This window comes from Amycolatopsis sp. NPDC114484, assembly GCF_055633755.1.
Genome location: NZ_JBVKDQ010000018.1, coordinates 62,672 through 76,605, shown reverse-complemented (window position 1 = coordinate 76,605; position 13,934 = coordinate 62,672). Strand labels below are relative to the sequence as shown.

The 13,934-nt window shown below is 71.2% G+C and carries 10 protein-coding genes; 1 reads left to right on the top strand and 9 read right to left on the bottom strand.

Going from position 1 to position 13,934, the window contains the following annotated elements; translation table 11 throughout:
- Window positions 1-12: 12 nt before the first annotated feature.
- The 3 genes from rpmA to ACZ7SW_RS34340 all read right to left on the bottom strand — a co-directional run bounded on the left by rpmA (window position 13) and on the right by ACZ7SW_RS34340 (window position 4,117).
- On the bottom strand, window positions 13-270 hold the full coding sequence (rpmA, locus tag ACZ7SW_RS34350) for a 50S ribosomal protein L27 (RefSeq protein ID WP_116200471.1): 258 nt from the start codon (window positions 268-270) through the stop codon (window positions 13-15).
- Window positions 271-317: 47 nt separating this feature from the next.
- The gene (gene rplU / locus ACZ7SW_RS34345) at window positions 318-632 is read right to left on the bottom strand and encodes a 50S ribosomal protein L21 (protein ID WP_037813760.1); all 315 of its coding nucleotides are present in this window, start codon (window positions 630-632) and stop codon (window positions 318-320) included.
- Window positions 633-793: 161 nt separating this feature from the next.
- Window positions 794-4,117 (bottom strand): translation initiation factor IF-2 N-terminal domain-containing protein, encoded by a 3,324-nt coding sequence (locus tag ACZ7SW_RS34340; RefSeq protein WP_470234527.1) that lies wholly within the window; start codon window positions 4,115-4,117, stop codon window positions 794-796.
- A 511-nt stretch (window positions 4,118-4,628) separates the two neighbouring features.
- Between ACZ7SW_RS34340 and ACZ7SW_RS34335 the strand changes: the two genes are divergently transcribed.
- A complete protein-coding gene (locus ACZ7SW_RS34335) occupies window positions 4,629-6,059 on the top strand; it encodes a S8 family peptidase (protein WP_470234526.1) in 1,431 nt (476 codons plus the stop codon).
- 20 nt (window positions 6,060-6,079) lie between these two features.
- On the opposite strand, the gene ACZ7SW_RS34330 is transcribed toward ACZ7SW_RS34335, so the two are convergent.
- The 6 genes from ACZ7SW_RS34330 to ACZ7SW_RS34305 all read right to left on the bottom strand — a co-directional run bounded on the left by ACZ7SW_RS34330 (window position 6,080) and on the right by ACZ7SW_RS34305 (window position 13,872).
- The gene (locus ACZ7SW_RS34330; protein ID WP_470234525.1) at window positions 6,080-6,919 is read right to left on the bottom strand and encodes an ABC transporter permease; all 840 of its coding nucleotides are present in this window, start codon (window positions 6,917-6,919) and stop codon (window positions 6,080-6,082) included.
- Entirely contained in the window at window positions 6,919-7,722 is an 804-nt protein-coding gene (locus ACZ7SW_RS34325) for an ABC transporter permease (protein ID WP_470234524.1), read from the bottom strand. Before ACZ7SW_RS34325 ends, ACZ7SW_RS34330 begins: the two co-directional genes overlap by 1 nt.
- Window positions 7,722-8,663 (bottom strand): ABC transporter ATP-binding protein, encoded by a 942-nt coding sequence (locus ACZ7SW_RS34320; protein WP_470234523.1) that lies wholly within the window; start codon window positions 8,661-8,663, stop codon window positions 7,722-7,724. The genes ACZ7SW_RS34325 and ACZ7SW_RS34320 overlap by 1 nt, the downstream gene beginning before the upstream one ends.
- A 180-nt stretch (window positions 8,664-8,843) precedes the next feature.
- On the bottom strand, window positions 8,844-12,179 hold the full coding sequence (locus ACZ7SW_RS34315; RefSeq protein WP_470234522.1) for a phosphodiester glycosidase family protein: 3,336 nt from the start codon (window positions 12,177-12,179) through the stop codon (window positions 8,844-8,846).
- 124 nt (window positions 12,180-12,303) lie between these two features.
- The gene (locus tag ACZ7SW_RS34310; RefSeq protein ID WP_470234521.1) at window positions 12,304-13,029 is read right to left on the bottom strand and encodes a maleylpyruvate isomerase family mycothiol-dependent enzyme; all 726 of its coding nucleotides are present in this window, start codon (window positions 13,027-13,029) and stop codon (window positions 12,304-12,306) included.
- A 9-nt stretch (window positions 13,030-13,038) separates the two neighbouring features.
- Complete coding sequence (locus tag ACZ7SW_RS34305) at window positions 13,039-13,872, bottom strand: helix-turn-helix transcriptional regulator (protein WP_470234520.1); 834 nt, start codon at window positions 13,870-13,872, stop codon at window positions 13,039-13,041.
- Window positions 13,873-13,934 lie beyond the last annotated feature (62 nt).

The following is a 13,934-nucleotide window of genomic DNA, read 5'->3' as shown; positions in this document are numbered from 1 at the left end:
TGAAGCCGAATGTCAGGCCTCGGCTGGCACGATGTTGACCGTCTTGCGGCCGCGCTTCGAGCCGAACTCGACCGCACCGGCGGCGAGCGCGAACAGCGTGTCGTCGCCGCCACGGCCGACGTTCACGCCGGGGTGGAACTTGGTGCCCCGCTGGCGGATCAGGATCTCGCCCGCGTTCACCTCCTGGCCGCCGAAGCGCTTCACACCCAGTCGCTGGGCGTTCGAATCACGACCGTTGCGGGAGCTGGACGCACCCTTCTTGTGAGCCATCGCTCAAGCCCCTTCTTGAAAAGTTTCAGTCTCGAAAGTTCGAAGAACTACTTGGAGATGCCGGTGACCTCGACGCGGGTCAGCTTCTGCCGGTGACCCTGGCGCTTGTGGTAGCCGGTCTTGTTCTTGAACTTGTGGATCCGGATCTTCGGACCCTTGGTCTGCTCGACGACCTTGCCGATGACCGAGACCTTCGCCAGCGCGTCGGCGTCCGTGGTGACCTCGCCACCGTCCACGAACAGCACGGCGGGGAAGGTGTGCTCGGTGCCCGGCTCGCCCTCGAGCTTCTCGACCTCGACGACGTCGCCGACGGCCACCTTGTACTGCTTGCCGCCGGTCTTGACGATCGCGTACGCCGACACGGATGTCTCCTGCATTACTCGACAATGGGTTAGGGGGCTGGCGCGGCCGGCCCGCCCGAAGACGGTCCAGGTGCTCGCGCAGCAACTCATGCTTGCGATGAGCCGTACTACAGGTTACGGGAGGCCCCGGGCACTGCTGCACCCGGGGTACCCGCGGTGGATCAACTCTGGTCCGAAGCCTTCACCGGAGGCCCCGCCGGACGCGAAGCGGCACGGCGCGGACGGCGCCGGGTGCTCCGCACGGCCGGGGCCGGAACGTCGACCTCGGGTTCTTCTCCCGCGTCCGCCTCGGCGGCCTCGGGCTGCTTGATTTCCGGCTCCGGCGCGGCCTGGCTGACCGCGGGCTCCGGCTGTTTCGCTTGCTCGACGGCAGCCGGGGCCTCCGTCTTGTTCTCGGCCTTCCCGGAATTCTCGGTCACAGTGTCCTGCTCGGACGGCTTGACCGCATCCGGCTCCTTCGCCTCGGCGGTGTCCGCCGAGCCTTCCGGACCGTGGTGCTCGTGCTTCGCCTTGGACGCGTTGGCCATGGCCTGCACCGCCGACACCACGGACTCGCGCTGCACCGGAGTCGCCGCCGGGGCGACCTGCTCCGGCTTGGGCTCGTGCTGCTGCTGTTCCTCGCCCTTGCCGCGGCCGCGGGAGCGCCGGGAACTCTTGGTGTCGCCGCCGTGGCTGTGGCCGTTGTTGCCGTTGTGCCCGTTCCCGTTGCCGCCGCCCGCGGTGCGCTGCAGTTCGGTGGACACGACGACGCCGCGGCCCTTGCAGTGCTCGCACGGCGTGGAGAACGCCTCGATCAGCCCGGTGCCGATCTTCTTGCGCGTCATCTGCACCAGGCCCAGCGACGTGACCTCGGCCACCTGGTGGCGCGTGCGGTCGCGGCCGAGGCATTCGGTGAGCCGGCGCAGCACCAGTTCGCGGTTGGACTCGAGCACCATGTCGATGAAGTCGATGACGATGATGCCGCCGATGTCCCGCAGCCGCAGCTGGCGGACGATCTCCTCCGCCGACTCCAGGTTGTTGCGGGTCACCGTCTCCTCGAGGTTGCCGCCCGAGCCGGTGAACTTGCCGGTGTTGACGTCGATGACGGTCATCGCCTCGGTGCGGTCGATGACCAGGTAGCCGCCCGAGGGCAGCCAGACCTTGCGGTCGAGCGCCTTCGTGATCTGCTCGTCGATCCGGTGGTCGGCGAACACGTCGCCGGTGCCGGTGTAGCGCTTGAGCCGGTCGGCCAGGTCGGGCGCGACGTGCCGGACGTAGTCGTTGATGGTGTCCCACGGCCGGTTGCCCTGGATCTCGAGCGTGGCGAAGTCCTCGGTGAAGAGATCGCGCACGACCTTGACCAGCAGGTCCGGCTCTTCGTAGAGCATGGTCGGCGCGCTGCCCTTCTTGCCGGAAGCGGCGGCGGCCTTCTCCTTGATGACATCCCACTGCGCCTTGAGGCGGTCGACGTCGCGGCCCAGCTCCTCCTCGCCGATGCCCTCCGACGCGGTGCGGATGATGACGCCCGCGTCCTCCGGGACGATCCGCTTGAGGATGTCCTTGAGCCTGCGGCGCTCGTTCTCCGGCAGCTTGCGGGAGATGCCGGTGGCCCCGCCCGCGGGGACGTAGACGAGGAAGCGGCCGGGCAGCGAGATCTGCGTGGTCAGCCGGGCGCCCTTGTGCCCGACCGGATCCTTGGTGACCTGCACCAGGACGCTGTCGCCGGTGGAGAGCGCCTGCTCGATCTTGCGCGCCTTGCCCTCCAGCCCGGCCGAATCCCAGTCGACCTCGCCGGCGTAGAGCACGGCGTTGCGGCCGCGGCCGATGTCGATGAACGCGGCTTCCATGCTGGGCAGCACGTTCTGGACGCGCCCGAGGTAGACGTTGCCGACGATCGAGCCGGTGCTCGACGACGTCAGGAAGTGCTCGACCAGCACGCCGTCCTCGAGCACGGCGATCTGCGTGGAATCGCCCTTCTCGGAGACGACCATGGCGCGCTCGACCGATTCGCGGCGGGCGAGGAACTCGGCCTCGGACAGGATCGGGGCGCGGCGGCGGCCCGCCTCGCGGCCGTCGCGGCGGCGCTGGCGCTTGGCCTCCAGCCGCGTGGAGCCGCGGACGCTGCGCACCTCGTCGCGCGCCGGGCGCTCGGTCTCGGCGGCCTTGGCCTGGCGGACGTGCGTGACGGTGTTCGGCGGGTCGTCTCCGCCGGTGGCCTCGGCCCCGTCGTCGTCCCCGCCCTTGCGACGGCGGCGACGGCGGCGGCGCTTGGTTCCGCTCTCGGAGTCGGCGTCGTCGTCGGACTCCGCTTCGGCTTCGCCCGCCTCGTCCGGCTTCTCGGTCTTGTCCTTGGAGTCTTTGCTGTCCTTGGAGTCTTTCGCGTCCTTGGCCGGCTGCTCTTCGGAGGTCTCGTCCTCGTTCTCGGACTGGGCCTCGTCGCCGCCCTTGCCCCGGCCGCGACCGCGGCGGCCGCGCCGGCGACGGCGACGGCTGTTCGCATCGTCGTCCTCGTCGGAACGCTCGTCGCGGGCCTCGTCGGAGGTTTCCTCCTCGGCGGTGTCGGCGGCGCGCTCGGAACGGCCGGGACGCTCAGTGCGCTCAGTGCGCTCGGCCTGCGCGGGAGCCTCGCCGACGCCGAACACCGGCTCGGGCTTGGTGCGCGTCTGCTGCGCGGGCTCGGGCGGCAGGAAGACCGGAGAGGGCGCGGCGAAGACCGGCACGTGCACGGGGCCGCGGGCCGGGGTGGCCTGCTCGGTTTCCTGCTGTCCGGCCGGGATCGCGGGCGCGACGGCCCGGCGGGCGCGACGGGTGCGGCTGCGGGCGGGCTTCTCGCTTTCCTGCTCAGCGGCTTCCTGGCCGGTTTCCGCGGGGGCCTCGGACGCCTCGGCGGCGGAGAAGGGCTGGGCCGACCGGCTCGCCGGGGCGGCGGCTTCCGGGGAAGCGTCCTGCTCGGCAGCGGAGCCCTGGGCCGGGGCGGGCTCCGAAGCGGCAGTTCCGGCGGAGGCGGCGTCCTGAGCGGCTCCGGTCGAAGCGGCACCCTGAGCAGCTCCGGCGGCGGCAGCGTCCTGAGGGGCGGCTGCCGGAGCAGCGTCGGGCTGGGTGCCCGCGCCGTCCGAGGCTTCCGCACTGGTCTGCTCGGCGGTGTCGCTTTCGGCGACGGCCGCGGCGGTGGCTTCCTGGGCGGCGTCAGCGGTCGCGTGCTGCCCGGCCGCGTCGGCGGCGGACTTCGGCGCGGCGTCCTGGGCGGTGCCGCCGGACTCGGCGGCGGTCTCCGCGTCGAGGATCACCGCCACGCGGTGCGCGACCTCCTTGGTCACGCTCGACTGGGCGCTGCGGGGGCTCTCCCCCAGCTCGGCGAGCTTGCCGAGCAGGTCGCGGCTGCTCAGGCCGAGCAGCTTGGCCAGCGCGTGCACGCGGATGCGCGGCGGCAGCTCTCCCAGCCTGCTGGTCGTGGGTGCGACGGTATTCCCGCCGGTCTGATCGGCGGGTGTGTCCGCGTTCGACATATGTCTCCTCCGCCCCCGGGCGCGTCAGCCGGTTCGCACCGGTGCTGACGCGGCCGCGCAGGGGCCCTTTCTGTTCCGTGCCCGCCGTGGTGGTGACCAGCGGCGGGAATCCTGCTGGCAGCCGTGCGGTCCGCCGGGTCGGCGGCCGCTCGGTTCCTGTGTCTGCTCGGCGGGGTGCCGGCCTGCTCGCGACCCCCGGGCCACCCGCCACGACATCGACCTTGGCCCGGCCTCCCGGGGGCGACGCGCGTGGTGCCGGTCCGGCACTCCTCCGGGCCGCTCACGACGCGGGCGGGATGCCCGTCGGCGCAGCGGCCAACGCGAGTATCCCACACCCGGGGGGACACCCGGTGTAGTCGGTGTCCCGCGGCAGGCGCCCGGGCGTGCCGCGATCATGCACCCGGGCGAACTTCCGCGCTTCGCTTGTCGCGCCGGGCCCGGGGTGGTTAGCGTGCGGGCTCGGGCGCTCGCGCGGGCGCCCGGCATAGCCCCGCGCACGGTGGGAGGTCCGGTGTCTGTGCTGGCGCGGCCGCTGCGGGCGGCCGTGTGCTCCCTCCTGGTCCTCGCCGGATGCGCCGCGGTCTCCCCCGCCGCCGTCGCGGGTCCCGGATGCGCCCCCGGCGGCCGGGCGGTGCGCTACGTCGTCGCGTTCGACCGCGGAACCCCGGAATCTTCCGCCCGCCGGCAGGCGAGCGCGGCCTGCGGGCAGGTCGCCGGCTACTACCCGCAGATTTCCGTGGCGGTCGTCACGTCATCCGATCGGGGGTTCGCGGACCGCCTCGGCCCGGAGCGGACGTTCAGCGCGCAGGCCACCCGGACGGCCAACGAACAACCGGGAGCCGCCGCGCAGCCCGCGCGAGCCGAGCTCCCGCTCAGCGACCCGGCGCGCGTCCCGGCCGCGGACCTGTCCTCGCAGCAGTGGGACATGAACCTGATCGGCGCCCCGGCCGCGCACCAGGTGACCGGCGGCAGCCGCTCTGTGGTCGTCGGCGTGCTGGACTCCGGCGTCGACCCGTTGCACCCCGACCTCGCCGCCGCGATGGACCCGGACGATTCGGCGGGCTGTCTCACCGGCGTCCCGGACCCGCGCCCGGCCGCGTGGCAGCCGACGACCTCGGCGCACGGCACGCACGTCGCGGGCATCATCGCCGCGGCCGACGACGGCAAGGGCGTCACCGGCGTCGCGCCGGGCGTGCGGATCGCGTCGGTGAAGGTCATCGACGACCGCGGCTACGCCGATCCCGAGGCGGCGGTCTGCGGGATCATGTGGTCGGCGGCGCGGCATCTGCCGATCGCCAACAGCAGCTGGTTCGTGAACCCGTGGTCCCTGTCCTGCGTGCGCGGCAACGACCGCGGCGTGGTGCACGAGGTGCTGGCGCGGGCGGTGGAGTACGCGACCTCGCAGGGCACGCTGAACGTCGCCGCCGCTACCAACGAGGCGGTCGACCTCACGCCGTCGGCCCGTTCGGGTTCGCCGTCCGCCGCCGGCAAGTGCGAAGCGCTGCCAGCCGGGCTGCGGGACGTGGTGACGGCGTCGGCGATCAGCCCGGACCGAGTGAAGTCCGGCTACAGCTCCTACGGGCTCGGTGTGGTTGATGTCACTGCCCCGGGCGGCGACGACGACCGGTGCGTGGTCTCGGCCGTCCCGGGCGGGTACGCACCGATGTGCGGGACATCGATGGCCGCGCCGCACGTCGCCGGCGTGCTGGCGTTGCTCAAGTCGGTGCATCCCACGTGGTCGGCCGCCGAGCTGCGCCGCGCGCTCGACTCCCGCGCGACGCCGATGCCGTGCCCGGACGATTACGACCTGACCGGCGACGGCGTCCAGGACGCCTACTGCTCCGGTTACGACGGATACAACGGCTTCTACGGCCACGGGCTCGTCGACGCCCTCTCCGCGGTGGCTCCCGCGCAGACCGGCGGCCCCAGCCCGGCCCGCTGACCGTGCCGGTCGCCTCGTTCTCAGGTCAGCAGCAGTTTCGCGATCCTCCTTGTCGCGCCCCAGATCCCGATCACGGCGAGCGCCAGCAGGTACGCCAGGTTGCCGAGCACGCTCCAGGAGAAGATGCCGGTGGAGAGCCCGCGCATCAGCTCGATCCCGTGGTACAGCGGGAAGCAGCGGACCAGCCACTGCAGCGCCTCCGGGTAGACCGTGATCGGGAAGAACGTGGTGGAGAACAGGAACATCGGCATCAGGACGAGCTGGATGTAGTCGAACTGGGACGTCGACTTCAGGAAGCTGACCAGCGTGATGCTGATAGCGGCGAACGCGAACGACACGAGCAGCGCGGCGGGCAGGAGCAGCAGCGCCCACCACGACGTGAGCAGCCCCATGACTCCGGTGACCGCCAGGAACGCGACCGAGTAGAGGCCGCCGCGCATCATCGCCCACGCGATTTCGCCGAGCGCGACGTCGAGCGGCCCGACCGGGGTGGCCAGCATCGCGTCGTACGTCTTGGCGTAGCGCAGTTTGAAGAACAGGTTGTACGTGCACTCGAAGACCGCGCCGTTCATCGCCGACGACGCCAGCAGCGCGGGCGCGACGAACGCGACGTAGCTCATCGGCTGCCCGTCCGGCCCGGGCACGGTGGTGACCAGCTTGCCGAAGCCGACCTGGAAGGCCAGCAGGTAGAACAACGGCTCGAGCGCGCCGGAGACGAGGATCGTCCACGACCGTCCGTAGACGGTGAGGGCGCGTTCGATCAGCGCGGTCGCGCGGCCGCTGTACATGCCCGCGGGCAGCACGCGGAGCAGAATTCCGCGCCGCTGCGGGAGAATCGGTGCGTTCCGCAGGTCGGTCATCACGCCACCAGCCGTCGGTAGAAGCCGCGGTGCGCGATCGCCCAGCCGATCGCGACCAGCACCGCCAGATACGCGAGGTGCCCGAGCACCGGGAGCAGCTCGCGCCCGCCGAGCGTGGCGGCGCGGGACAGCTCGGTGCCGTGCCACAGCGGGGAAATCCAGGCGAGCCAGCGCAGGTACAGCGGCAGCTGGGCGATCGGGAAGAACGTGCCGGAGAACAGGGTCATCGGGATGACGACGAACCGGAAGATCAGCCCGAACCGCTGTCCCTCGTCGAAGGTCCACGCCGCCAGCGCGGCGAGCAGCGATCCGCAGGCGAGCCCGGTGAGGACGCCGACGAGGATCACCAGCAGCGCCCCCGCGTTGTCCCACGCGCCGAACGCCCACGCGACGAGCGCGTAGACCGCGCCGGAGAGGGCGAGCCGCAGAATCGTCCAGATCTGGTGCCCGCCGAGGACCTGTCCCGGCGACACCGGCGTCGCGGTGACCGCCAGATAGTCCTTCTGCCATTTGAATCCGCTGAGCACCGGATAGCTCGACTCGCTGACACCCTGCTGCGCCGCACCGGCCACGAGCAGCGCCGGCGCGACGTACGCCAGATACGACACGCCGCCGGTCGCCGGGCCCGCTTTGACCTGCGAGCCGAAGCCGAGCCCCATCGCGGCGAGGAACAGCACCGGTTGCAGGCCGGTGGAGTAGAGCGTGCTGAGCCAATGCCTGCGGTACCAGGTCCAGTAGCCCTCGACGCGCAGCCAGGCGCCGTGGAACCGGCCGACGACGCGGCCGGTGGCGGGAGCGGTCATCAGTCCACCAACGTCCGGCCGGTGAGGCGGAGGAACACGTCCTCCAGGGAACTGCGCCGCACCAGGCTCGACAGCGGGCGCAGGCCGCGCTCGTGGGCGCGCTCCAGGGTGGCCTCGCCGGTCATCGTGTAGAGCAGCACCCGGTCCGGGAGGACCTCGACGCGTTCGGCCAGCCCCTCGAGCCGGTCCGCCGCGTTCTGCTGCTCCCCCGGCGCGAACCGCAGCTCGACGACCTCGCGGGTGGAATGCCGGGCGATCAGGTCGGCGGGCGAGCCCTCCGCGGCGATCCGCCCGCCGTCCATGACGACCAGCCGGTCGCAGAGTTGTTCCGCTTCGTCCATGTAATGGGTGGCGACGATCAGCGTGGTGCCGCGGGCTTTGAGCCGGAAAAGCCGGTCCCACAACAGATGCCGCGCCTGCGGGTCGAGGCCGGTGGTCGGTTCGTCGAGCAGCAGCAGTTCGGGGTCGTTGACCAGGGACCGGGCGATGGTGAGCCGCCGTTTCATGCCGCCGGACAGGGAGTCGACCGGTTTCTCGGCGCGGTCGGACAGCTGCGCGAACTCCATCAGCTCCACGGCTTTGCGCCGCACGTGGGCGCGGGAAAGGCCGAAGTAGCGGCCGTAGACGTGGAGGTTCTGCCGGACGGTCAGCTCCACGTCGAGGTTGTCCTCCTGCGGCACTACGCCCAGGCGCGCGCGGATCCGCGGCCCGTCGACGTCCGGGTCCATGCCGAGGACGCGCAGATCGCCTTCGCTGCGCGGGGACACGCACGCGATCATCCGCATCGTCGACGACTTCCCGGCGCCGTTGGGCCCGAGGAAGCCGAACGCCTCCCCCGGCCGCACCTCGACGTCGATGCCCCGGACTGCCTCGAATTCTCCGAACCGTTTGACCAGCGCCTTCGCTTGCACGAGCGCTGGTTCCGTCGCCGACTCTCCCACGAGGAACGACAGTAGAGGGAGGGACCGACAATTCTCGACCGGTTTCCCCGGGGGCGGGGTACGGCATCCGGGTGGATCCGCGGGCCAGAACTGTCTGTGAGGGGAACCCTGGGGGAATCTGATTCCCCCAGGGTTCCCCTCACAGACCTCCGCAACGCCGCGCCCGTTCCCCCAGGAAACTCAGCGCACCGTCACCGGCGCCGAACGGGTCACCCCGTTCACCGTCACCGAGATCTCCGCCGTTCCCGGGCGCAGCCCCCGCACCGTCCCGGTCGCCGGATCGAGCGACACCACGTCCCACGGGGCAGGCGGCCAGCTGCCGATGTGCACCCCGCGACCGCCCCACGCCGCGCTTACCGGGTACGCCACCGGAACCGAGCGGCCCTCCTGTGTCACCGCGGCGGTCACCTTCCCGGTCCCGCCCCACGGCAGAGTGCCCGGGCCGGTCACCGTCAGCGCGTCGACGTTCGGGCGCGTCTCGAAGCGCACCGGCTGGCCGCGGTCCGCGGGGTCGACCTGCACCAGGGTCCAGCCGACGAAACCGCCGGCGCCGGGAGCCGCGGCCGGGGTCTTGCCCGAGTTGCCGTTCACCAGATACGGCACGCCATCCGTGCGCGACAGGCCGAACACGCCCGCGTGCGAAGCCAGCGAAGCCGCCGGTTTGCCGGACTTCTCCTCGAAACCGGTCAGCCACGTCTGCAACAGCGCGGCCTCCTTCCGGTCGCCCAGCTGCGAATTGCCAGTCGGGCTCGGGTCCTTCACCGGGTGGTGCATCGCGACGACCACGCCGCGCACCGAACGGTCCTGCGCGGCATTGTCGAGCGCCTCGCGCATCATGCGGACCTGGTCGAACCCACCGGCGCGCAGCGAGCCGCGCGAGGAATCCATCAGGATCAGCCGCACGCCGTGCACGTCGACCACGCGGTGCGTTTCCCCGAACGCGGCCTGGAAGTTCTTCAGGCCGTCGCCGCCCTCGGCTTCGTGGTTGCCGGGGACGTAGTACCAGGGGACGCGGCCGTCCAGCTCTTCGGTGATGATCTTGCGGGCCAGGACGAAGTCCGGCGCGGTGCCGCGGTCCACGAAGTCGCCGTTGAGCAGGACGAGGTCCGGTTTCGCGGCGACAGCCTCGCGCAGCGCCCGGCGGGCCTGGGCGACGAGCGGGCCGTCCGGGGCGTCGGCGGTGAACTGGGCGTCGCTGACGACGGCGATCTTCAGGCCGCCCTTGCCGAGCGTGCCGTTGGTGACGAGCGCCGGGTCCGGGACGGCCGGATCGTGCGGCACGGGCGTGGTCGGCGCGACCTCGAAGGTGAGGTCGTTGAAGACCAGCTTGCCCTCGTATTGCTTGCCTGCCGCGGTTTCCACCGCGTAGAACTTGGTGAAGCGCTGTCCGTCCGGCAGTCCGGCGGGCACCGCGGCGGTCACGTATCGCCAGCCGGTCCAGTTGACGCTCAGCGAAATGTCCACAATGGACGAAGTGTTGGCACCGTCGCGGAGTTCCGCGCGGATCCAGGCTCCCTTGCCGTCGCCGTTGATCCACATGCCGATCTTCTGCGTGCCCGCCGGAACCGGGATCGGGTTGGCGGCGTTGACATACGCGGCGCGGGTGGCGGTGGTGCCGGTGAGCCGGTAGTCGAGCGCCAGGCCCTTGCCGCCGTTGCGTCCGTCCGCCGCCGACAGCGCCGCGCCGACGACCGCCGGGTACACGGTGGCGGACCAGCCCTCCGGACCGGCCAGCGGAGCCGCGACCTTAGCTTCGGTTCCGACCGACGCCGCCAGGTGCATGGTTTTCCCGCCTGCGTGCACGGTGATCGCGGTGGCCCCGGACGCGGTCTTCGCGGTGACCGCGAAACCCTTGCCCGACGGCTCGATCTTCACCACGGCGGGGTCGTATTCCAGCTTCACGTCCGACGGTTCGATCCAGGTGCCGTAACCGTCCGCGTCGTAGCCATAGACCTGGAACTCGCCGCGCGCGTCGGCACCGGAAAGCGCGACCTGCTTCGTGCTCGCGCCGAGCCGGACCGGCTTGCCCAGCACAGTCAGCTTCGTGCGGCCGTTCACGAAGTTCTGGTGCGCGGTGACAGTGACGTCGGCTCGCGCGTCCGGGTGCAGGAAATCGGGCTGCGCGGTGAAGACGTTCTTCGTGACGGTGCCGCGGAACGGGTTCGACGTGGTCCAGAACGGCCGGGAAGCCACTGCCGCACCGGTCTCGTCGTGTCCGTTCGGCACGATCGCGCGGCTCAGGCCGGACAGCACGCGGGTCGAGTTGTCGCCCTCCTGCGCGGGGGCGGGCACGAAGCCGGTCAGCCGTCCGCTGCCGGGGACGGTCGCGACGCCGATGCCGTTGGGCACCAAGCGTTCCCCGCCGTCCGAAGGCGAGTTCCGCACCAACGGCGCGGCTTCTCCTTCGCCACGCGCGAGCAAAGTCGAGGAGCCGCCGCCGTCGAGGTTGATCGCGTCGTCGGCACCGAGCCGCTTCAGCTGCCGGGCCATTTCCAGCTCGGTCATCCCGCGGCTGTCGGCTTGACGACCGTCGACTGTGACGAGCCACATCCGCTTGCCGTCAGCGGAAAAACCGACGCCGGTACGCGGTGCAAGAGTGACATCGTCGAGTTGCTGGAGCTGTCCGTCCTTCAGCAACGTCTTGTTCCCGCCGACTGCGACCGCGATCTTGCCCGCGTCGGTCCGCGGCGCGTACGAAACGCCGACGCGGTCACCAATCTTCAGCGCCGACAACGTGTCCGCACCGGCTTCACGACCGAGCAGCAGCGTGCTGCCAGCCGGAATCGGCCCATCCGCGGGCTGCGGACGCACCTGCGTCACGACCCCGTCGCGGACCTCGACCTCGGCGACGCGCTGCGCACCGGCAACCGACGTCGCGCGCGCCGAAGCGCCCCAGAGCGGCGTGTAGACGCCGAGAGCGTCCTTCGCGAGCACCGGGCTGTTGAAGTTCGTGGCGGGGACAGCGCGGCCGTCCGGCAGCGTGACCGACGCTTCGAGGAAGATGTCGGCGAGCTTCGCACGGCCCTGGTCGGTGATCGCCGCGGTGGTGTTGTGACCGGACGCGGGCGCGTTGTGCAGCTCGCCCTTGTCGATGCCGACACCGAGCGGCGCGCCGGAGGCGTTGATGTCGAAGAAATCTCCGTTGACGCCCGCGACCGCACCGGCGCGAGCGACCTGCTGGGACAGCGGGGTGCGCGCGGAAACGGTGCCCGGGCTGAGGTAGGTCGGCTTCAGGACCTTGCTGGTGAGGTCGACGCTCAGCGCGTCGCCGCGGATCCAGCCCTTCGGGTCGAAGCGGTCGAATTGGGTGAGGTTCAGACCAGGTGCCACCGCGTTGGTCGCACTGCTGGTCTCGAGACCGTCGTCGGCGGCAGGCGCCGCGGCGACCGCCGGAGCCTCCCGGGCGGAAGAGAAGGCGGACGCGCTCTCGACCGGCGGCGAGCCGAGCGGAGCGGAAAGCGGGTCGGCATGCGCCGGTGTGGCCAGCGAGAGCGCCAGCAGGGCGCTGAGCGCCACGGATCTTGATCTTTTCACCAGGTACCCCACGATCGCGAAAATGGCTCAGGTCAGCCAAATCCATCGGCGCGACCGCCGGAAGTCCCTGCGGTGAACGGGACCTGAATGGCGCGGGATTATCCGCTCAGGGGGTCATGCGCGCGGCGAGGAACGCCTTCGCGACGGCTTCCTCGCCAGCGATCTCCGGCTGGGCGTCGGTGCGATTCCACAACAGCAACAGCAAATCCCGCGCGGGCGCCGCGACGGTGGCCACCGCTTCGCCCTCGCCCAGCTCGGGCGGCTCGCCGGGCACGACGGTCCACGCGTGTCCGGTGTCGGTGGCGCGCAAGGTGATCGGCGCGGCCAGCGGGACCTCGTGCTTCCAGCGCGAGACGCGAGGCAGCATCGTGTCGAAAACCTCGTAGACGCCGTCGGTGGCGATCAGCGGATCAAGCTGCGCCGCCCCGCCGCCCGCGCCGAACAGGTCGACCAGATGCACGGCTGTTTCGTGCACCTGGCGGCGGAACCAGAACCCTTTCACCTTCGGTGCGGCACCGAAAACCCAGCACGCGTCGGCGGGATCGGCCGCTTCGAGCGCTTCCAGCAGTTCGGCCGCGCTCTCGGCGTACCAAGGCGCGAGGTCGCCGCTCGGCGAGACGTCGAATTCCTGCTTGCTCAACTCGCCCGTGCGGATGATGTCGGCGGCCCACCGGTGCACGTTGCCCAGATGCGTGACGAGGTCGCGCTTGGTCCAGTCGCCGCAGTACGGGACCGGATTGTCGAGGTCGCCCGCGGCCTCCGCGGCGAACGCGTCGGTGAGCGAGCGGAGGTGCGGCAGATAGTCGCGCGGCGGCAGCGGCAGAGCAGTCACCGGTGGAGGTTAACCGATTCGCTGGGTTCCGAGCACCGACAATAACCGCAGCGCTTCCTCGCCCGGCGAGCCCGGGGCGGCGGTGTACAGCACGACCTCCTGGTCCCGGTCGGAAATGCCGAGCACGTCGCAGTCCACCGGCACGGTCCCGACGACCGGATGCTCGAACGTCTTGCTGAACGTCGATGCGGCCACCACGTCGTGCGACGCCCACAGCGCAGCGAACCTCTGGCTACCCGCGAGCAAGTCCGCCACCAGGGCGCGAACCTCCGGGTCATCCGGGTACTTCGCCGCAGTCACCCGCAGCCGGCTGGCCATCGCGCGGGCGAACGCCTCGGCTTCCACCAGGCCGTACAAGCGCCCTCGGCCGCGCGAGAGGAAGACGCGGCGCGGCAAGCTGCGCTCCTCGCGGGACAACGCGGAGAAATCCTCCAGCAACGCGGCGGCGAGCGGATTCCAGGCGAGCACCTCGTAGGTCGCGGAGAACACGACCCCGGCCGTCTGCGGCAACCGGTCCAGCAGATCGAGGATGGTTTGCCGGACCTCCCGCGACGGGCCGCGCGGAGGCCGCGGCGCCCCGGCGAGTTCGTGGAGATGGTCGCGTTCGACGTCGGACAGCCGCAACGCACGGGTCAGCCCGGCCAGCACCTCGTTCGACGGGTTCGGGCCGCGGGCCTGTTCGAGCCGCGTGTAGTACTCGACCGAGATGAACGCCAGCCGCGCGACTTCCTCGCGCCGCAGCCCGGGCGTACGGCGTCGCCTGCCCATCGGAATGCCTACGTCGGCCGGGGCGATGCGTTCGCGCCTGCTGCGCAGGAAACCCGCCAGTTCCGTTCGGTCCACCTGCCCAGTCTGCGCACTCCGGGCGGGCTCAGCCAGGTACCCCCGATGCCTGGTTGCCGCCT

Bases quoted from the DNA above. Each gene is read 5' to 3' on its own strand.
- rpmA (WP_116200471.1), bottom strand. From the start codon at position 270: ATGGCTCACAAGAAGGGTGCGTCCAGCTCCCGCAACGGTCGTGATTCG.
- ACZ7SW_RS34340 (WP_470234527.1), bottom strand. From the start codon at position 4,117: ATGTCGAACGCGGACACACCCGCCGATCAGACCGGCGGGAATACCGTC.
- ACZ7SW_RS34330 (WP_470234525.1), bottom strand. From the start codon at position 6,919: ATGACCGACCTGCGGAACGCACCGATTCTCCCGCAGCGGCGCGGAATT.
- ACZ7SW_RS34325 (WP_470234524.1), bottom strand. From the start codon at position 7,722: ATGACCGCTCCCGCCACCGGCCGCGTCGTCGGCCGGTTCCACGGCGCC.